Here is a 21,700-nt window from a genome sequence, read left to right on the forward strand (position 1 = left end):
ATGAAAAACAATATTCTCCTTTTTCTTCTGATCCTAACCGGGCTTTCATCCTGCGACACGCTTGTGACAGAAATTTCGCCTGATGATTTACCCGGCTCAACTTCGAAACTTGTTGTTCAGTCTTTTATTTCGCCGCAGGCTGCACGGATCAACGTGGTCGTTACGGAATCAATACCTCTGTTTGGCGAGTCCAGTTCGGGAAACTCGGTTGTAAAAAATGCAATTGTTAGAATTTCGGGCGGGGGAAAAGAAGTTGTTATCCCATACGATTCTGCCAGTCAGTTATATAGCATTGATAAAGCAAAATTTGCAATTGTGGCATCTGAAACATACAAGTTGTCTGTTTCAGACGGACAGCGCTCTGTGACGGCTAGCTGCACCGTGCCCGCCAAACAGGCAACGATTAAATCTTACCTGATCGACACCGCCTATATTAACAGAAGAAATGGTCTTGACACTGCTTTAACTGTTCGAATGATCTGGCAGGATATTCCTGGGGAAACAAATTATTACAGGGTCCGTGCGAACATGGATGTGGAATTTTCCGTACTCGAAGGAGACTCACCCGAGAATTTTGTGGAAAAACGTGTAAGAACACGTTTCAGTTTCCGTTGGGACGACGATAACGGGAGAAGCGATTTTCAAAATGATATTAATCTGGATGGAAGTTCCTTCACTTCTCCGCTAGGCCGAGGATTTTTACCTTCCTCGCTGATGTACATTGCAAGCGATGGTACCCGGTATTATGCCAAACAAAAACCCAAATTAATTGCTTTGATTATTGAGGTAAATAATACTGAAAAATCGTATTACGACTATCATAAAACGCTGGAACAAAATGAAGACGACAATCCTTTCGCAGAGCCCGTCTTGGTTTATAACAATATAGAGGGAGGTTTGGGATGTTTTGCAGCTTACAATAACCGTCAGGTTATCTATCGACCGTAATTGTTCGTTATATCAAAAATGTAACATGAGAATAAATTATTGAAAATTATCACTTAATTTAAGAAGTAGATAGACAAGTCTGTTCGTTCATTCAATTTTACCTGACTATGAAACATAACCCGATACTACCAAAAGAACGAATATTAGAAACTGCACTTCATTTGTTTCATACGCAAGGTTATCGGGCAACCGGTATCAACCAGATCATAAGCGATGCCGGGGTTGCTAAGGCGAGTTTATATTTTCACTACAAATCCAAAGAAGAACTGGGAATTGAATATCTGAACGCGCGCCAGGACGTCTGGTTTTCACAGCTGAAACTTTTTACGGATGAATCAAAAAAGCCAAAAAAGAAAATTCTTGCAGCTTTTGATTTTCTTATTTTCATGAATAAAAAGGAAAATTTCAGAGGATGTAGTTTTCTCAATATGCTTTCAGAGATCCAACCCGAGGACACCAGATTATTATCGTCTATCCAACAACATAAAACACAACTACGGGAATTTTTTCAGGAAATTTTAATAGAAGAAAAAGCTGATCACACCGATATTATTTATCTGTTGTTTGAAAGTGCTATGACGGAAAGCCAGCTTTTTAAAGACCAATGGCCTGTTGAAAAAGCAAAACAAATCGTTTCGGATTTATTCAAGATGAAATACTTAAAATAAGCATCAAAGGAATGGTCATTAAAATCGGGCACCAAATTCTTTCCACAGGCACAGTTCTTTTAAGCATAATATAAGGACAAGAAATTACACTTCATCATATGACATGGATGTTACCTTTATAAGTTAGGTAACGTCCTTTTTTTTATCCATCTGACTAACAAAAAAAGACTTGGCTGAATTGGCGTTGCGTTTCACAAAACAGTATTGGCCGTTCAACACTTGATCCAAAAATCACTAAAATCCTTCCATTCAAACCAACACGATGAAAAAAAAACTGGTGAATACTTCGTCTATTTTTCGATTTCTAACTGTTTTGCCGGCTTTTGCTGTAATCTTTATATTGGGATGTAACCGAATTTCAGAGGATGAAAATCAGAAGCTTACAGGTAAGTTCGTCAATGAAACATTCCTAAGCAAAGTGTCAGATTCAATTCCGGGACTGATTCCGGTTTACTGTTACCAATTGAATTTTGATGGGACGGATAGTGTAGATATTCTTTACGGATTTGAGCAAACCAGACTTGCTTACCAAAAAACGGGAAATAAATATAAAATCATCAAAGCACTGAAAGACGAGGACATGATTTTCGTTCTGAATGAGGATGAGGGTATCACGTTGATAGATAGTGCATGGAATGAAACAAACAAAAATTCGACATTTAAAAAATCTCAAATCAATTTCGTAACCGCTCTGAATGAGCGAATGATTGCAGGCGAATACAGCATTTTTCGTGATAACAAGCAGACTTCACAAAACGTTACTTTAAAAGCAGATGGCACTGTAACAGGACTGGAAAAGTTCACCAATTACACACTTTGTTACAGCGGTGACTGTGTCAGCGAGATTTATCCCATTTCGAACAGTATCACCTTCACCAACGAAAAATCGGAACAGGTTATGTACGCCTTCAAGATCGATAAATCAAAGAAGTCACTTGAAATATATCACATTGAGGCGCCGGTTAAAGATATTAAAGGAGAAAGAGCAGTGATGGGTATAACTTTTGATTTGAGACAATAATTTTCCAGAATCAGAATCCGACATAGAGAGATACATGAAAGAAATATTTGAATGGGAGCGAATGCTTCTAAATGAACTACCGGGAATATTTCTTTTCGAAGTAGTATTTCGCTCAGCAGTAATGTTTATTATACTGCTGCTGGTTCTTAGGATCGCAGGAAAACGAGGAGTCAAACAATTATCTATTTTTGAAACCGTAATCATTATATCCTTAGGTTCCGCGGCAGGGGATCCCATGTTTTATGAAGATGTAGGTCTTTTTCCTGCAATCACTGTCTTTGTTACCGTTATTTTACTATATCGGTTTGTTACCTGGCTGACAGGAAAATACAAGAACTTCGAAAAGTTTATTGAAGGAGAAACAGTTTGCCTAATCCACGAAGGGACGTTTTCAGTCACACAATTCAAAAAAGAAAGTCTTGCACAGGACGAATTCTTTTCAGAGCTCAGATTGAAAAGCGTTGAGCACCTGGGGCAGGTCCGGAAGGCTTATTTGGAATCGTCGGGAGAGGTAAGTATTTTCTATTATGAAGATGATGAGGTAAAGCCCGGATTGCCAATCTTGCCGGAAAAGTTCAATCAGAAAAGTAAAACGATAAAAGAAAAAGGTTTGCATTCTTGTTCTTTCTGCGGAAATACGACCGAGCAAAAACCGGGAATTGCGGTCTGTTATACCTGCGGAAAAGAGGAGTGGGTTCCTTCAATCAAAACGATCCGAAAAGCGTAGATGCGTAATAAGCCAGGAGCCACTCCTGAGAAGTGACTCCTGGCTCATTTAAAAAGCTTTATTTTTATTTAAAGTGCAGAGCCGACGAGGCTGACAATGCTACTCAGCGACTTATTTGATGTAGTTGCAGCCAATTTTCCTGCAACACCCTTTTTGTTTAAAGCCCCGACTGATTTTGTTGCTTCGCCTATCAGTCCGCCTAGTTTACTTTGCGAATCTGACCCAAGAATTGACGAGCCTGCCTTGATCAGGCCTAGATTGCTTGTCAGGCTTGATGCATTTCCTAATAATCCGGATTCACCTTTTCCCAGTAAGCTACTAATTCTGTTTGCGCCAATCAACATTTTCACCGCGCTGACAGCTTTTCCCAATACTCCTGATTGAAGTTTTCCCCCGGAAGCAAGCGGAATCAGTGATTTCAAATCTCCTGCTTTGCTCAATAATTTGTCTTTCAAACTTCCGGTAGAACTTTTTGCTTCATTTTCCACCGCTGCCGCTCCCTGGGTTAATGCCTCGGCTGTGGCAGTCGTATCGCCTTTTTCTGATGCTAATACTGCCTGGTCAAGCAAACTTTCAGCTGACATCTCCTGAGCAAGAGAAAGCTGAGCCATCCCGATCAGCCATAATGCAGCTGCGAAATTTAGAATGTAATTTTTCATAACATGTCATTTTAATGTGATGCATTAGAGACGAAGAAATATGCCAAAAGCCACTTCTTCGTGAAAAAATTTGATCAGAAATGGAAATTTATTTTTTTACAGAGAACTATTTTAATTATGTTTCCGTGGTATCTATTATGGATATGTAGCGGAGAGGCTGATGATAAAATAGCAGTCGCACAAAGTTCCAGGGCGACTACTATTTTGCAGATTATTTCAACAATCTCTTTCTCAATTCTTGTAAATGATCGTCATTAAAATCGTGATGTGTTACAAAGCGGACCAGATTTTTTCCAAATGTAACTGCTAGAATCCCTTTTTCAGCCAGGTTCCGAACATATTCCGGAGCAGAAATCTCCGGTGAAATGCGTATAATGACGATGTTTGTATCAACCGGATATATTTCTGCTACTTCTGATTTTTGCAGGAAAATATCTCCGATCTCACGGGCCCGCTTGTGATCTTCTTTTAGCCGTTCGACATGATTATCCAACGCATAAATACCAGCGGCTGCCAAAAAACCGGCTTGTCGCCAACCGCCACCCATTACTTTGCGGAAACGTTTTGCTTTTGTGATTAATTCTTTTGTCCCCAATAACAAAGAACCAACCGGACACCCCAAACCTTTTGATAAACAAATACTTATACTATCAAATACTTCACCAAACTGGATTGTTGACTCTCCGGTTTCTACCAATGCGTTGAAAAGGCGGGCGCCATCAAGGTGAAATGCAAGGTTATTTTGATCGCAAACCTTGCGAATTTCCAGTATTTCGTTAAAATCATAATAACTTCCTCCACCTTTGTTCATCGTGTTTTCCAGCGAAACCATACGACTGACAGTAGCGTGAATATCACCTTCGGGACTTATCGCGTCGATAACTTGCGAGGCGTTTATTCTTCCCCTGTCGCCATCTAACAACTTGACGGAAGAAAAAGAATTCAACATAATTCCTCCACCTTCGTAAAGATAAATATGCGAGTTCTTATCGCAGATCACGTCACTTCCCGGCTGAGTGTGCGCGCGAATTGCCAGCTGGTTGGTCATCGTTCCTGATGGGCAAAACAAAGCTGCTTCCATACCAAACAAACTCGCAGCCTTTTCCTGCAAAGCACTTACCATCGGATCGTCGCCCATCACATCATCACCTACCGGCGCAGCCCACATTGCCTCCTGCATCTCTTTCGTCGGTCTGGTAACAGTATCGCTTCGAAGATCTATTGTCATTGAAAATAAATATTAATAAAAATTAGTATTAAAATATTGTGAACTTCAACCAAAGTGATTAGCTCCTGTCACTTGATCTTAAAGTTAGCCAAGTCGGAAGGAAAGGTTGAATATTTTTGAAAAGAATTTATATGAAAACCTCCGGTTAACACGAAAACCCTGGTTAACACAAAACCCCGGTTAACAAAAAACCCCGGTTAACAAAAAACCCCGGTTAACAAAAAACCCCGGTTAACACACCCCCCGTTAACACAAAACCCCGGGCAACGCCCGGGGCTGAGATATTAACCCTTTCAGGGTGTTGTATATTTCGTGATTATCCTCGCATTTCTTCCATTAATTTTTGGATGATGCCGACGGTTTTTTCGGTTTGTTCTTTGCTCGGTGTTGTATCCCAATTGCCGACAATACCGTTGCTGCCGATATAAATCCCGTCTTTTCTGGAAATGAAATTGGCACCTTGCGTATATAGTTTGTAGTTTACGTCACTTTGCGGAATCAGGCAGGAAAGTTGTCCGGACACAGGGGTCAGTTCCTGATCGTTGAAAACTGGTTTTGCGCCTAAACCCATACAATTTACCACTACTTTTTCAGGCAGTGCGTCAATATCTTCGAGCGATTTGATTTCCTGGATTTTAACTTTACCGCCAAACATGACGAAATCTGTTAACTGATGGCGTAAATATGTAGGAATATTAAACATCAGGTTTGTCCTCCGCGTCACGTGATCGGCGTTGAACGGATGTTCTTTTGCAGTTAATTTTACACGCTCCGGAATCAAACCGTGTATTTCAAAATCTTCTCCGCCTGCTCCCGGAATATAGACCGGTTCCTTTTTGAAAACACCATATTCTTCTGCCCAGCAAGCAATATCGTCCATGCCTAAAAAGAATTGAAAGCGTCGGAAAGAAAAGCGGGTCGCATCTTCCCAGATGGCTTTAAACTCAGGTTTTGCTACTTTTACATCACACACCCGCGAAGCCGGCGACCAGGTGCCTGTGGCGAGATTACTGGTAATATTTGGCGGAACATCCTTCGTGTAGATCGTTACCTCGCAGCCGCTTTCCTGTAACAAACGGGCCGTGGCAATGCCTACGGTTCCGCAACCCAGCAGCGCAACTTTTTTCTCGTTAGTAGCCAATACCAGTTTCCTGGCCATATTTCCCGTTCCCCACGACAGCGACCACCCGCTTCCACCATGACCGTAGTTATGCACGATGGTTTTACTTCCTAATTGCTCCGATTCAATACGTGGCCCGGAAGGCCGAAAAGGCCGCAAACCTACTGTTTCCTTCACAATACGGTCCATCGAGAGGCGCAACTTCGGAATTTGATGATATCCACGGCTGATATGGTAATGTTTGTCGGGATAAGTGAGTTGTGTCTTCGGCGCACAGGAGGCTGCAACGGCACCAAGGGCAAAACTGGCGGGAACAGCCTTTTGAAAAAAGTTTCTACGATTCATTTGAAAGGGAGTAATAGGACGTTTCACAGGAAAATTAATCAACCCCTAACTCGATTACAAATTTTATATGGCAGAAAAGCAAAATTTCAGAATTTAAATTAATTCATATTTTGTTTAATACAATTTAAACATCTCATAGTGCCAGTTTTGCAATATATTACATCACCTAATCAATATTCCTGCTCCTTCGTCAGAGAAGGTGGCGCATCACTTGTCGCAGTTCCCCATTTTTCATTTGGTTTTGTTCCCATTTCTAAAACCAACTCGCCGCCATCCGTTATTTCCTGATGTGACAAATAAGTTTTTGTGAAAGTTTTGCCATTCAATTTTGCTGACTGTATATATTTAGCCTGCTCAGAAACGCCATCCGCCTTGATTTTAAATTTTTTGTTTTTTGAAAACTGAAAAGAAACTTCTTCGAAAATTGGGGTTCCAAGTACATAATATGGCGTTCCGGGCGTCACAGGATATAGTCCAGCCATGCTAAAAGCCAACCATGCAGACATCTGGCCTCCATCCTCGTTGCCACTTAATCCACCGGGAGTTACATCATACTCCTCCCGGATTATTTTTCGTACCTGATTCTGCGTTTTCCAGGGTTGTCCGACATAATTATACAGATAAGAAATCTGATGATTCGGCTCGTTTCCGTGCCAATAATATCCCTGCTGAAAAAGTGTATCGAGTTTATTTATAAAAGCCCTTTCTCCTCCCACAGCCTTTTTCAAACCGGCAATGTCCTGTGGCACAAACCAGGTATACTGCGCCGGCGAGCCTTCGGTAATAAAACTTGACCGTTTTTCAAATGGGTCAAATAATTTGATCCAGCTCCCGTTTTCATACCTGCCCCGTGCATAACCCATCTGTGGATCAATTACATGCTGATAATTCATCGAACGTTTTCTCAAAGCAGCCGCATCTTCGGAATGGCCTAATTCTTCTGCCAAAACAAAAAGGCAAAAATCGTCATAGGCGTATTCCAGCGTGCGGGAAACTTGTTCGCGTTTATGAAAAGCCTGCCATACGCTATCTTCCAGCGGGATATAATTGTATTTCAAGTAAGAACTAAGTGCTCTCCTCCCCTTTCCAGCTTCGTAACTTTTAGGGTCAGCATTAACATCGAAGGCGTTTTTTCTCAAATACTGGTATCCCGATTTCACATCAAAATTCCTCACATTTTTAACATACGCATCAGCCATAACTGACATGACATGATCACCGACCATGGCAGCCGTATAACTATTCCAGCAGGGAAATATAGGCATCCAGCCCCCCTGCTCCGCTTTTTTTACGAGCGACTGCATCATGTCACCTGATTTTTTGGGTTCCAAAAGCACGTTTAGAGGCATGGACGCGCGAAAGGTATCCCACATACTGTAATCACAATAGTAATCGAAACCATCCGCTTTTTGAAGTGGCGTTCCACCCGCGAAGGAAGGGTACTGGCCATCTACATCCGAATATAACCTTGGTGATAATTTGGTTCGATAAAGTGCGCTGTAAAAAAGGATTTTATCTTTTTCACTTCCCGTAACTTTTATTTTTCCAAGCGCCTCATTCCATTGATTTTCAGTGTAACGGCGCACGGCATCGAAACTTTTTCCTGCCTGTTCCTTTTTGAGGTTGGCTCTTGCGCCTTCGAGACTTGTAAATGACGTTCCAATTTGAACAATCACAGCACCTCCTTTGCTGCCAAAACCAACATAAGCACCTAATTTTTCAAGTTTACCTTTTCCAGCTCTCGTTCTGCCCATCGGCACAATCGTATCGGATTCCCACACACCATACTGCGTGAACGGCGTATCAAATTTTAGAACAAAATATCCACTGAACCCTGCTGACTGGCCGGAACCCTGATAAATTCTATGTACAGGATTATAACCAACAATTTCTCCTCTTTCAGGAAAAACCTCAACAAAACCTTCTCCTTCATCGCTATTCGGTTCGATCACAATAAAATTTTCCTTCCCAGCCTGATAGGTAAAGCGCAACATCGCCGAGCGGGCCAGAGAAGTCACTTCCGCGTTGATCTGATAATCGTCCAAAGTTACGCTGTAATATGCAGGTGTTGCGATCTCCGTTTCATGCCGGAAACTGGATGCTCGTTTTTCAGGATTCACGATAAGCTCTCCGGAAAGTGGCATGACCGTCAAAGTTCCATAATCCTGAACACAGGAACCATTGAGCCAGTGCGTTCCCCGAAAACCCTGAAAAAGAGTATCAGCATAATAATAAGGCGCTATACATTTAGTTTCCGTTGACCTCGTCTGCGGCGTCCATTGCGTCATTCCGTATGGCGATCCAACAGCTGGCATCGTCTGGCCTTTCAATTCACTTCCTGCCTCACTATGCATTTTGGCACTTTCAGTCGCGGCGGGTGCAGTTCCGATTCTTGTTTCTACATACTGAATGGGTAGTTTCTGCGCAATGGAAAAATGACCAATCATTATAAATCCAGTCAGGAAACCAACCGATATTTTAAAAAAACGGGAATAATAATACATAATAAAATTCAAATATTTGATATTTAGCCGGGTTGTCGAGAATGGATGCGAAGCCGAAATTATTAACTTCTCCATTAATAACTAACTTTACGCTGAAAGCTACTTGTCAGACGAATAAATATCTTCTTGCCCTTATGAATATTCACACGATCGATACCGGTTATTTCAAACTTGATGGCGGCGCTATGTATGGCGTTGTCCCAAAAACGCTATGGAACAGGCATAATCCGGCGGATGAAAAAAATCTTTGCAGCTGGGCGATGCGATGTTTGCTTATCGAAGACGGTGACAAACTTATCCTGATCGACACAGGATTGGGTGATAAACAGGACGAAAAATTCTTCGGCTTTTACGATTTACATGGCGACGCTACCTTAATCCAGTCGATAAAAAATGCTGGTTTCAAACCGGAAGATATTACAGATGTTTTACTAACACATTTGCATTTCGATCACGTTGGCGGTGCAGTGAAATATAATACAGACAAATCTGTCCTTTTACCAACTTTCTCCAATGCCACCTACTGGTCTAATGAATCTCACTGGGACTGGGCAACCAATCCGAACCCGCGTGAAAAGGCTTCGTTTTTGAAAGAAAATATCCTGCCTATTATGGAATCCGGCCAGTTGAAATTTATTGAGAAAGGTATTTCACCCTTCGAAAATATTGAATTTATTCATGTGGATGGGCATACCGAACAAATGATGCTTCCTGTGATTTCCTATCAAAACCAGAAAATTATCTATGCCGCAGATTTGATACCGTCCTCATTTCACCTTCCTCTTCCCTGGGTCATGAGCTATGATGTGCGCCCATTATTGACGATGCAGGAAAAAGAAAATGTATTAAAAAAAGCTGTTGAAGAAAAGTGCATTTTACTTTTTGAACACGACCCAACGTACGAAGCCGCGATCGTTGAACAAACGGAGAAAGGTATAAAGATTTTGGAAAGAGGGGATTTGGTGAATTTTATATAGAACTTAAAATAATAATCTGCCCAACTTTGCCGATAATACCTCAACTCCGCGTTTAAACAAAATGAAGAAAATTGCACTAGTACTATCAGGTGGCGGCGCTCGTGGAATTTCCCATATCGGCGCGATTAAGGCACTTGAAGAATATGGCGTCAAACCAGCGATCATCAGCGGAACCAGTGCGGGCGCATTTGTTGGTGCGCTGATCGCTTATGGATATACCGCCGACGAAATATTTGACATTATCCAAAAAACAAGATTCAGTTCCTATTTAAGATTTGGGTTCAGTTCAGGAGGCCTTTTAAAGATTGACAGAATTGAAGAAATTCTAAAAAAATACATCCCCGAAAATACTTTTGAAGCTTTAAAAATACCTTTAGTAGTTACTGCAACTGATCTTCACGCCGGAGAAGAAGTGACGTTTCAAAAAGGAGAATTGGGGAAAGTTGTGCTGGCTTCGTGCTGTTTACCAGGTATCTTCAAACCCCTGCATTGGGAAGGACGTGACTTGATTGATGGTGCAATCTTCAATAATTTGCCCGTTGCGCCGGTCGAAAAAGAAGCGGATTACATCATTGGTATTCATTGTAACCCGCTGCTTATTTCTAAACCCTCATCGCACATGTATCACATTACATATAAGAGTATAAAACTGGCGATGCGGCATAAAGCCAAGGCCAGCCTCGACCGCTGCGATCTGCTTATCGAAGCTCCGGAACTGAGTACTTTCAATACCTTCGATTTCCGCAAAGCACAAAAGCTTTACGATATTGGATATGAATACACACGCAAATTATTGGCTGAAAAAGAAATTATATTTTAGGCAGTTGGCAGTCGGCCATCGGCTTTCATTAGTTAATTAAGGAGCTTAATAGCTTTACTATTATCTCCCTTTTTTCACAATTTGCCAATCATCGACTTGCAGTAGTTTTGCTCAAAACTGACGGCTGATTGCTGACAGCCGACAGCCGACTTACTACCCAGTTCCCGACATGTTCTCCCTGTGTCCAGCCATTTTCTACGGCGTCCATGAAGTGAATTCCTCCGTAAAATCTTGACATTCCTGACTCTTTTGCAGCATGATTGAAGGACGCAAACTTTCTGGCCTTCAAACCAAACCGCTCTTCTACCGTGTCTGTATAAGCAAAATTTTCTCCAAAATAATGGGTCAGAATAACAGCTGCGGTTGATGAAACCACAGAATGCCCACTGAGATATTCGGGAAATGGAGGTGTCTGTAAAAACGGTTTCCAGTTCGGATCAATGTATTTTCTGATCACCGTTTCCGGGCGAATCCGGTTGCTTCTATACTTTTCATCCCAGCATGCCATAAATCCATCCATCAAACCAATTGCAACCGACGTAGTTACCAGCAGTGTTTTTGAAAAATCAGCTTTTGATTGTTTGCAGGCAATATCAGTTATCCCGATCCAATGTGCTCCCGGAGAAATTTTTTTCATCCCCACCAGTAAGTGGCCTTTGTTTTCCAACGCAAACGGATTACAATCCCAAAATGCGGCTGTCACCTTTGCTTCTCCTTCTATCTTTGTTTGATAATTGGACAGCATCATTTTATAAAATTCAGAATTTTTATCTTCCGAAAATGGTGCAGGCTCGGCTGGTTTAAATTGAGAAGAAGAATCGAGCGTAAAAGGGCGTACCGTTTTAAAATATGGTTCAACAGGAGGGAAATATCCCGGAGGCGTCGGATACCAGCTACCCTTCACTTCCGTGGGAGCATAACGTGGAAAATTACTGATCTGGTTGTATTTATCGGCTTTCGCATATTTTAAAATTTGCTTACTGATACCTAATCCATAAGCCGCGGAACCCGTTATAACTTCTTCGCTAAAACCCAAAGTTTTGCAGGAATCAAGTAACCGGTCCTGATATTTTTGCAGCAACAATTCACCTGACGGCTGCATTTTTCTTGCAGTTTCCAGCATCGCCAAAACCGCGCTCAATTGGTATGAATATTCTGTCAGTCCTTCCGGTTTTGTGATCACGGGAAAATCATTTAAAACCCCATGCATTGATTTATAGGCTGAATCATTTTGCGCAATTATCTCATATCCTGCAAGACAAGCATAAGAATAAAAACGAGCAGCCAGTGGCGGATTGGTAACATCGTGCACCATCACATCCGTCATTTCCCTGGTAACGTGGCCAATAATCGCCGGATCCAGTTCGGGAGATTTTTCACCTTTCCTGTTACAACTCAATAAAAAGGTAATAATTAATATGGGGAGGTATGAACGAATTCTCATTTCTTTGTCACTTTATATGCTTTAAGCTCCTGCTGATTGATCCCAAACAACAACGTATTTCCAATCGGCAAAACACTGCGAACGTCTCCTTTTAGTGCAAAACCAGATTTGTTTTGAGGTATGTATTCAAAATTCCCCTTGCCATCACCTTTCAATAAAACGCCGTAATTAGCATCATATTTCCCGAAACGAAGACGGGCCCGGTTGCTGTTTCCACAGAACAATAAATCCTTTTTGCCGTCCTTGTCGAAATCGTATGCTGTGATCGTATAAACCGGTGAAGACTGAACTGCCAGCGGTAGCTGCTTTTCTTTTAATTTACCCGCGGTATTACTTTCGAAATATGCTGTTTTCAGGAAATTTGATTTCAAATGCGAAGCACCTTCCAGCTCCTCTTTGGTGAAAATATCTGTTAACGTTGCATCTGCATAACTTTTATAATCCTGAAAACGGGTTCTCATGATACTCATCTGGTCTAGCATTTCATCGCGTGTAACATACGGATAGCTTTTTCCCTGAATGTAAAATGAAAGAATCGGATCAACTGAACCATTGTCGTCAAAATCTTTATAAATCATCTCAACCGGCTCTGCGTCGCTGGCTTTACACTGCGTATTCAGACCCATATTACCGGCAACAATATCCGGTTTGCCATCACCATTGATATCATCGACCAGAATTTCATTCCACCAGCCGCTGTATGACTTATCGAAATAATCAGTCGTTTTGTTTGTCAGTTTTCCACCATTATTTACCAAAACCGTAATTGGCATCCATTCTCCTGCCAAAACCAGATCCGGTTTTCTGTCGCCGTTCATATCTGCCCAGGCCGCATCCGTAACCATACCAATTTTCTTCAGCTCAGGACAAATTGCGGCAGTCTGGTCCGTGAATTTGCCTTGGCCATTATTGATCAGTATATAACTTCTTGGCATTTCCGGATACCTGCCGGGAATAACTCTGCCGCCAACAAACAGGTCAGATTTTCCATCACCATTCAGATCTGCAACCCGAACGCAACTTTTACTGAAAAGCATTTTGGGTAAAGCATCTGCCGCTTTTGTAAAATTTCCTTTGCCATCATTGATATACAAACGATCCTGCAACAATGGATCTTCCGGCAGAAAATTAGCATATCCGCCGCTTGTCACATATAGATCAACAAACCCGTCGCCATTGGCATCAAAAAATGCTGCATCGGTATCTTCGCTTTGTTTATCTGCCTCAAAAGCTGAAACAGGTTTCGCTGTAAAAGATCCGTTTTTTTGCTGCAAAAATAATTTCCCCGCTTCTCCATAACCTCCGCCAATGTATACATCTTCCAGCTGGTCACCATTCACGTCACCTTTTGTCAGATTAGGATTTGAGAAAGAAACGGCATTCACCATTAACGGCTGGCGTTTGAAGTCGTTGATTTTATTTGCAGGATTTTTATAGGTTATCGGTGAGGTGACCAGATTTACTAATGGCACTTGCGGTGTTGGTATCACCTGTTTTCCTGTCGCATTTTTTTCTGATAAAGTAAGCAGCTGATCTGCTTTTGGGGTGATAATTTTCTCCTGCTTTCCACCTGGCCAGATAATTTTTAACGAATCTATAATCGCCGAATTACCCAAGCCGAAATGAAGAACCGGCGAAACACTCGATTGATATCCGCGCGTTGGCATTTGTTCCAGATATTGTTTTTCGCCTTTTTGGTAAATGGTGATTTTTGCGCCTGTCCCGATCGTGTTTTTGCCCTCTCCTTGTAATTTCAGTTTCAGGTAATGATTTTTTAATTGTTTGCTTCCTTCATTCTGATAAATAAAGGCGGGAATATTAATATTATTGATAACCAGATCAAGGTCGCCGTCGTTATCAAGATCTGCATAAGCAGCCCCTCCACTATTTGAAACCTGTCCTAAACCCCAATCTGCGGCAACGTTTTTAAAAGTTAAATCTTTGTTATTTTTGAAAAGATAATTCTGAATATTTGACGACGGAATTTGATTTACCAATTCCAATACATCTTCCCTCCTTACCTGCCCCTCTTTCCTTTTTAAATGATCGCCCATGTATTTCAGGAAATCCATATTGGTATAATCCCTCAGATAACCGTTCGTTATAAACAAATCCTTCCATCCGTCATTATCGTAATCAGCAAACAAAGGTGCCCAACTCCAGTCCGTATTTGAAACGCCGGACAATTGACCGATTTCAGAAAACATCGGCGTAACCGATTTCCCGACAGATCCGCCTGTCACACCTTCATTTAACTGAAGCATGTTCCGCATATACTGATGATGAAAACCCATTTTCACATTGAAATCAAACAATTCATAATTGTCCAGTCCAACCAGAAGTTTTTGTCTGCGGTTGTCTTCGGGCAGCATATCCAGTGTGAAAATATCCGGCAAACCGTCATTGTTAAAGTCGGCAATTTCATTACCCATCGAAGAGTGTGAAGTATGCCCGATGCCGGCATCTGTCACATCTGTAAAGGTTCCGTTTTTGTTGTTGATATATAAAAAATCGGGGACTGAATAATCATTTGAAATGTAAAGATCAGGCCATCCATCCATGTTAACATCCGAAATACCGATACCTAATCCATAACTTAATGCCGAACTATGGATTCCTGCTTTCCTCGTAACATCCTCAAAAACAGGCTCCGCATTACCGTTCATATTATTTCGGTAAAGCCGCGCACCTGCCGAAGAATCTTCCTTTTTAAGAAATTCTGCGGTTGATGATTCATCTAAAATTGGTAGCGCTTTTGGATTATGATTTAACAAAAACATATCAAGATCGCCATCCCGGTCATAATCAAAAAACGCTGCCTGTGTGCTGGTAGAAGAATTTGCCAGTCCGTATTGTTCTGCCTTTTCTTCAAATTGCGGAATACCTGAACCATTTGGTCCTTTATTAATGAAAAGCTGATTTTTCAACTTTTCAGGAGACAAACTCCCTGAATAACAAACGTAAATATCCAGTAAGCCGTCACCATTAACGTCTGCCATGGTAACGCCGGTTTTCCATGGGCCTTCACGACCCGCTGCGTTGGATATTGCTGTAATGTCTTCAAACTGCATATTCCCTTTGTTGAGATACAGTTTATTCGAAACCATATTTCCGGTAAAATAAATATCATCCAGCCCGTCGCCATTCAAGTCACCGACTGCCACGCCGCCGCCATTGTAAAAATACTCATACATCATGACGTTGGTATTTAAACCTTCGGTCAGTGTATTACTGAAATCAATTTTGGTTTTTTCTGCCGAAAGCAAAGTAAAAAGCTGAGGGCCGGTTTCTGTTGTTTTTTTCTCATCAGATTTTTCTGATTTGCCACAACCGATAAGTGTAATAATGATAACGAACAGGAAGGAGGCCGGGTAAAAGCCATTATTTAGTTTCATCATTGAAACAGAAAATAAAATGATTGTTATAGAAAAAAGAAACTATGCCTGCGTGAAGCAGACATAGTTTCAGGTAATAAATATAAACAATGCTTAACTATTTATCATAACCAGGGTTCTGATCAAGTTTGTCATTTCTGTTGATCTCGTCACGGCTAAATGGACGGAAGTACATTTTATCTACCCAGGTACGGTTCTCATGAGATTTCTCTTCAACCGGGGTATAAGTATAATTGTAAACCGTAGGATTGTAACGATATGGCTCCTTCATCGATTGACCAGGTTTGAAGGTACCTACAACATTTATATACGTCATAGTTTCGCCCAGTGTTGTTGGGGCAATCATCCATCGACGTGCATCATGGTATCGTTGCTCTTCGTAAACCATTTCGATTCGTCGTTCCATACGATAAGCCTCTTTCAAAGCAGCACCCGTTACTTTTAAAGCAGGCATACCAGCCCGGAAACGGATTCTATTTAGCCACAGAAGTGCTTCAGCTTCTTTTCCTAATTCAAGGTTGGCTTCCACGTAGTTGAAAACGACCTCTGTTACACGGATAAAAGGCCATGGAATGTTCTGACGATCCGAATTATCATACAATGCAGGGTTCGGATCAATGAACTTACGCATATAATATCCTGAACGACTACCATTCCAGTCTTCTACGGTACTGCTTCTGGTGTCAAGTCCCTTACGATTAACCAAAGCATTCTTATCATCTAAAAGATCATAAGCACCTGTTTGAATCTGGTTTGCAGGATCATTAACATCAGAAGGACGAGGTTTCCAATCTGCTCCATCGTACAATACAGTAGCATAAAAACGTGGATCGCGATTTGTATAAGGCGCAGCTTTATGTACCGGATTAGTCCATGAAAATTTAGTGCCGTCCATCATCTCATAATCATCAACAAGATTACCAATCGGCGTATTACCAGCCCAGTTGTGGTATCCGTTCGGACCATTGTTCAAACCGGTCTGACGTGCACCTTCTGCTAAACTCGGAGTAAAATAACGACCGAAAATAAGCTCAGTCGATGCTGTTGGATCTATGCCTTTATCTCCGCTGGCTCCGCCCATTGCCATTGCAATGTAATTGGCTTTGCCTTCCGCAGCAGTTACCGGCTCAGTAAGATTCAATTTATAGCCACCAGTACTTGCATCCATTGCGGCTTTCGAAGCATTTAATGCAGCTGTCCACCGTGCGGTACGATCACCAGAAACATATCCGGTAAATTCCGGATTTGGATAACTTGCAAGCAATGAAGATTTAGCTTTTGCAGTTGGTACATCATGCAGATCGCTTGCAGCATAAGTCAATACACGTGATTTTAAAGCAAGTGCAGCTGTCAGTGATGCCCGACCAGTTATAGCCGCCTGTCCATCCAAAAGCAAGGCTGCGCTGTCCAGATCAGTAACAATTGATTTAACGCATTCCTCATACGTATTACGAGGCACAGAATAGTCTTCGTTTAGCGCGTAAGTCTTTTTGATCAATGGTACTGAACCATAGTAACGTACCAGTTGCTGGTAGTAATAAGCTCTCAAAAAGTATGCTTCACCTTGTAGACGTTCTTTAAGCGTTGCATTGGTAAACGTTGCAGTCGCCAACTTCTCAATCGCAAGATTAGTAGCACGAATACGTGTATACATAGGTCCCCAGCCGTAGGTATCGTCTACCCATCCAAGGTTAGAAGGACTTAAACTCCCCTCATTAATCGTATTAATATTACGTCCTGTGTGGGTGAATACGGCTTCATCGGTAAGAGAAGCTAACATTTGTTCACTAAATCCGCCTTGCTGAAGGCCTGAGTAAATCCCAGTAACAAATGCCTCAGAAAGTGCTCCGTCCGCCCAAACCTGATCACTTGCAATCTCATTTGGTGGCGTTACGTCCAGAAAGTCTGTCTTACACGATGACACTCCGCCGGCAGCTAGTAACGCAATGACAACTAAATTTTTATAATTGAATTTCATATTAATTTTCATTAGAAAGCTACACGTAAACCTGCATTGATAATTCTAGATTGTGGATAGTATTGTCCACTAGTACTTGTCGATTCCGGATCCCAAATTTTAATTTTGGAGAACGTCATGAGGTTCAATGCATTAACATAAAGTCTGAATTTACTTAACCCAAGTTTTGAACCCACTTCGGAAGGAAGATTATAACCCAACTCAATATTTTTAACACGTATGTAATCGTTGCTTTTAAGGAAATAGTTATTAAAACCCGCCTGTCCAGTGTTCGTGTAATACCTGTTGTTTCTGTTCGTTAAACGAGGATATCTTGTATCCGGATTGTCGATTGTCCAACGATGATCTACGTCATATTTAAGATAGTTACCAATATCACCAGATTCTGTCAAACCAACCAACTGAAGACCACCTGCGGCACCTTGCAATAAAATAGATAGGTCAAACGCCTTGTAGCCTAAGTTAATCGAAGTACCACCAGTAAACCATGGACGCTGAACTTTTTCTGTTCTCAATCTATCATCAGCGGTAATTTTACCATCTGGAACTCCATCAGGTCCGCCAACGTCTTTAAATTTCATGTCACCTGGTCTTAGATTAGTGGCAATTGCACTGTAGTCAAGGGTTTTTGCATCAATTTCCGCCTGATCTTTAAACGAGCCATCAAATTGATAAACAAGGAAAGACTGATAAGGCATACCAGTAGTTCTCTGGTAATCAGGAGCTCCTGGTGTTTCATCCCAATACTTAATTTGGTTCTTAGCATACCCTCCATTCACACTGACAGAATAAGTAAAGTCATTGATACTACCATCGTAGCTCAGTTTGAATTCCCATCCTTTGTTTTGCAGTTTACCTAGGTTTTGAGGAGGCAATTTGCCATCAATACCTGCACTTGAAGGCGTAGAACCCGCTTTTGGAATCAAAATCTTTGAACGATTATTAACAAAATAATCAAATTCGAAAGCCAGTTTATCATTCAAAAGTGTTCCTTCTATACCAAAATTCGAGTTGTTAGCAACTTCCCAGGTAAATTCTCCATTGGCAACACGTGTTTCGGATAAAGTTTTCACAACCTGATCGCTGATAACATATTGGCCAAAGCCCATTGTTGAAAGGTACTGATATTCCGCCAATGTTTCAGTTCCAAGGAAGTAAGGCTCAGCACCCATTTGCCCCCATGAACCACGAAGTTTTACATTGTTCAAGAATGTGATTTTATCTTTCCAGAAACCTTCCTCAGATATACGCCATCCTGCCGACACCCCAGGAAAAAATCCAAAACGTCCTTCCTTAGGAAATATATAAGAGCCATCTACACGCCATAAAAACTCAGCAAGATATTTCTCTTTATAGTTGTAACCCGCCCGTCCAAAATAACTTAACCGTGCCCGTGTATAAAGGTCAAAGTTGCCGATATTTTGCTCAGGTGTACCACCTGCAAAAAGCTGATCAACAACTGGTGAGATAAAGTATCTGCGGAAAGCGAAGAATCCATCTGCATCAACTTTTTCACGCTGGATACCTCCCATGACATTAAAGTTATGCGCTCCAATTGTTTTTTCATAAGAAACCTGTCCTGTTAATTGAACAGACAGTTCCTGCGATGAGCTTTCCGTCAAACGAGGGTCACTGAAGGTTGAACGTACCGCTCCGGTCAAAAATGGACTCCCATCTGGTTCAAATGTTTTTTTATCCCAATAATAAAGAGTCCAAGGCTTTTGAAATGATTTCTGACGACGCATCATCTTATCTATCGCTGCCATACCAACCACTTTTAAACCAGGTACACCAGGAACGTCAAATTCAAGGGTACCATTCGTCTGCACGTAGTCTCGCTTGTCATTGTTATAACCTGTTTGGTTTGTAGTAATAAGAGCAGGATTTTGTCCATTCTCAATGTCAGGACCAGGTCTTCCGTCAGGCCAAACAGCAATTTCAGTTGGTTTTCCACGCATCAACATACGGAATATATCACCTGCACCACCACCATTAGGAAAATGACGAAACTCTTCGCGCAATGCAACTCCAATTTTGGCTTTCAGATACTTGTTAATTTTAGTATCAAGATTTACACGCATGTCATATTGCTTGTAACCTGTTGCGGAATTTACATAGTTCCCGTCTTGGTTGATATAACCAAGCGATGCCAGATAGTTAATATTTTCACTACCTCCCATCAACTGAACATTATGGCGTTGTTGAGGGGACCATTTGCGAATCACTTCTCCATACCAATCTGTGTTCGGGTGGAGTAATGGGTCGCTTCCATCACGGAATTTCTGGATATCATCAGGCTGAAAGGTTGCAGTTAGTACATCCTTTGTATCAGTTCTTGTATAGTTTCCAGATGTATTGAAGCCTTGCAAAGCGCCAGTCCATTGTCCAGAAGGAAGGTTATCATAAATTTGCAGTTCATTACGGATTGTTGCATACTCAGCAGAATTAGCCATTTTTGGCAAGATAGCTGGCTGACCCATACCAACATTCATGTCATAAGACAGCTGCGGTTTTCCAGATTTTCCACGTTTTGTAGTGATCAAAATTACACCATTACCTGCACGAGATCCATATATCGCAGCAGCTGCATCTTTCAAAACGGAAATACTTTCGATATCCGCAGGATTCAAACGGTCCAAACCACCACTACGGTTAGGCACGCCATCCACAACGATTAAAGCATTACTGTTACCCAAAGAGTTAGTACCGCGAATACGAATAGCAGAACCGTCATAACCAGGTTCACCACTAGCCTGAACAGTCGAAACACCTGGAAGGCGGCCGCCCAAAGTATTGGAAAGGTTAGCAGATGGTGCTTTTTCAAGTTCGGTACCCTTAACAGCAACAACAGAACCTGTTAAGGTTGCTTTTTTAGCTGTACCGTAACCTACAACCACAACTTCTTCCAAAGCCTTGGTATCATTCATCAAAGTGATGTCGATATTCGACTTGTTTCCTACCGCCATTTCTTGTGTAAGATAGCCGATAAACGAAAATACCAAAGTCGCATTGGATGGTGTATTTACCGTATACGAACCATCGTTGTCCGTAACGGTACCAGCGGTTGTACCTTTTACAACCACGCTTACGCCAGGTAAACCCTGGCCTTGTTCATCCTTCACCTTACCCTTCACAGAATTTTGGGCAAAAGCACCAACTACTGTAACGAGAATCAGAAAGAGAGAAAACACACATCGCGCTATTTCACGACATGTCCATCGAGTAGAAATTCTCATAGATTAATTATTAGAAAATAGATAGATAAAAAAATTGGTAAAAAGTTATAACCAAACTTCCGTGATTAGACACGTAACGGAGGCATACCGAAAGGTTCCTTACCCAAAATTAGCCTAATGGGTCTGTGAGATTATAGGTGTAGATATTTAAACTTATGTTTCAAGTTTTTCATCACGTTTTAGGTTAGGAAATATGGTTATATAAACAAATAAATTCAAAATTACTGTAACTGTCTTGAGACCGGTAGTGTTCGTCAAACACAATTAAATAAACAAACTGCACGATCATATAAAATAAGTACCAATCGACTGCTTTTACTCATTAGGATGTACAAAAAGATATTAAATAGTTCACAAAAAAAAGCGTTCTTCATATATCAATATGCATTCTTAAAAAATAACAAAAAAAGTAACTGTATTTTTGCAAAAATGTTATGCTTTTTGACTAAACGGATCAAATAAAACTTAGAATAAAATAAGGTTGTACAGAATAGGCGAAGGGTCAGGGCTGGCAGAGAATGAGTCCTCACTTAAAAACTGCATTAATTAACATGATATAATTCCAATCATTTATTATCTTTATCCCCTAATCATTTTAAAGACTGTTGACGATTTTTTAGCTATACCGTG

The 21,700-nt window shown here is 41.2% G+C and carries 14 protein-coding genes; 6 read left to right on the top strand and 8 right to left on the bottom strand.

Features of this window, described 5'->3' with window-relative positions; translation table 11 throughout:
- The 4 genes from AC1XUO_RS02560 to AC1XUO_RS02575 all read left to right on the top strand — a co-directional run bounded on the left by AC1XUO_RS02560 (nucleotide 1) and on the right by AC1XUO_RS02575 (nucleotide 3,364).
- Nucleotides 1-948, top strand: coding sequence for a DUF4249 domain-containing protein (locus AC1XUO_RS02560; RefSeq protein ID WP_483328188.1), 948 nt, complete (start codon nucleotides 1-3; stop codon nucleotides 946-948).
- Between the two features lie 107 nt (nucleotides 949-1,055).
- Nucleotides 1,056-1,616 (top strand): TetR/AcrR family transcriptional regulator, encoded by a 561-nt coding sequence (locus AC1XUO_RS02565; protein ID WP_483328189.1) that lies wholly within the window; start codon nucleotides 1,056-1,058, stop codon nucleotides 1,614-1,616.
- 262 nt (nucleotides 1,617-1,878) lie between these two features.
- Entirely contained in the window at nucleotides 1,879-2,637 is a 759-nt protein-coding gene (locus AC1XUO_RS02570; protein ID WP_483328190.1) for a hypothetical protein, read from the top strand.
- Nucleotides 2,638-2,671: 34 nt separating this feature from the next.
- Nucleotides 2,672-3,364 (top strand): DUF421 domain-containing protein, encoded by a 693-nt coding sequence (locus AC1XUO_RS02575; RefSeq protein ID WP_483328191.1) that lies wholly within the window; start codon nucleotides 2,672-2,674, stop codon nucleotides 3,362-3,364.
- A gap of 68 nt (nucleotides 3,365-3,432) precedes the next feature.
- Here the strand turns inward: AC1XUO_RS02575 and AC1XUO_RS02580 are convergent, their stop codons facing one another.
- From AC1XUO_RS02580 to AC1XUO_RS02595, 4 genes are all read right to left on the bottom strand, one after another.
- Nucleotides 3,433-4,023: a hypothetical protein gene (locus tag AC1XUO_RS02580; protein WP_483328192.1), complete on the bottom strand. Its 591-nt coding sequence runs from the start codon at nucleotides 4,021-4,023 to the stop codon at nucleotides 3,433-3,435.
- Between the two features lie 211 nt (nucleotides 4,024-4,234).
- Nucleotides 4,235-5,251 carry a threonine aldolase family protein gene (locus tag AC1XUO_RS02585; protein WP_483328193.1) on the bottom strand — a complete coding sequence of 339 codons (1,017 nt, stop codon included), beginning with the start codon at nucleotides 5,249-5,251 and terminating at the stop codon, nucleotides 4,235-4,237.
- 316 nt (nucleotides 5,252-5,567) lie between these two features.
- Nucleotides 5,568-6,716, bottom strand: a complete 1,149-nt coding sequence (locus tag AC1XUO_RS02590) for an FAD-dependent oxidoreductase (RefSeq protein WP_483328194.1) — start codon at nucleotides 6,714-6,716, stop codon at nucleotides 5,568-5,570.
- Nucleotides 6,717-6,886: 170 nt separating this feature from the next.
- Nucleotides 6,887-9,295, bottom strand: coding sequence for a GH92 family glycosyl hydrolase (locus AC1XUO_RS02595; RefSeq protein ID WP_483328195.1), 2,409 nt, complete (start codon nucleotides 9,293-9,295; stop codon nucleotides 6,887-6,889).
- 59 nt (nucleotides 9,296-9,354) lie between these two features.
- Here AC1XUO_RS02595 and AC1XUO_RS02600 point away from each other — a divergent pair, with 59 nt between their 5' ends.
- Both AC1XUO_RS02600 and AC1XUO_RS02605 read left to right on the top strand, forming a co-directional pair.
- Nucleotides 9,355-10,197 carry an MBL fold metallo-hydrolase gene (locus tag AC1XUO_RS02600; RefSeq protein WP_483328196.1) on the top strand — a complete coding sequence of 281 codons (843 nt, stop codon included), beginning with the start codon at nucleotides 9,355-9,357 and terminating at the stop codon, nucleotides 10,195-10,197.
- Nucleotides 10,198-10,258: 61 nt separating this feature from the next.
- Nucleotides 10,259-11,017, top strand: coding sequence for a patatin-like phospholipase family protein (locus AC1XUO_RS02605; protein WP_483328197.1), 759 nt, complete (start codon nucleotides 10,259-10,261; stop codon nucleotides 11,015-11,017).
- An 88-nt stretch (nucleotides 11,018-11,105) separates the two neighbouring features.
- Here AC1XUO_RS02605 and AC1XUO_RS02610 read toward each other — a convergent pair whose 3' ends face one another.
- From AC1XUO_RS02610 to AC1XUO_RS02625, 4 genes are all read right to left on the bottom strand, one after another.
- Nucleotides 11,106-12,461, bottom strand: coding sequence for a vanadium-dependent haloperoxidase (locus tag AC1XUO_RS02610; RefSeq protein ID WP_483328198.1), 1,356 nt, complete (start codon nucleotides 12,459-12,461; stop codon nucleotides 11,106-11,108).
- Nucleotides 12,458-15,859 (bottom strand): FG-GAP-like repeat-containing protein, encoded by a 3,402-nt coding sequence (locus AC1XUO_RS02615; RefSeq protein WP_483328199.1) that lies wholly within the window; start codon nucleotides 15,857-15,859, stop codon nucleotides 12,458-12,460. The genes AC1XUO_RS02610 and AC1XUO_RS02615 overlap by 4 nt, the downstream gene beginning before the upstream one ends.
- A 94-nt stretch (nucleotides 15,860-15,953) precedes the next feature.
- Nucleotides 15,954-17,834, bottom strand: coding sequence for a RagB/SusD family nutrient uptake outer membrane protein (locus AC1XUO_RS02620; RefSeq protein WP_483328200.1), 1,881 nt, complete (start codon nucleotides 17,832-17,834; stop codon nucleotides 15,954-15,956).
- Between the two features lie 11 nt (nucleotides 17,835-17,845).
- Nucleotides 17,846-21,070, bottom strand: coding sequence for a SusC/RagA family TonB-linked outer membrane protein (locus AC1XUO_RS02625; protein WP_483328201.1), 3,225 nt, complete (start codon nucleotides 21,068-21,070; stop codon nucleotides 17,846-17,848).
- Nucleotides 21,071-21,700 lie beyond the last annotated feature (630 nt).

The organism is Dyadobacter sp. HNCC25DJ186 (assembly GCF_056895235.1).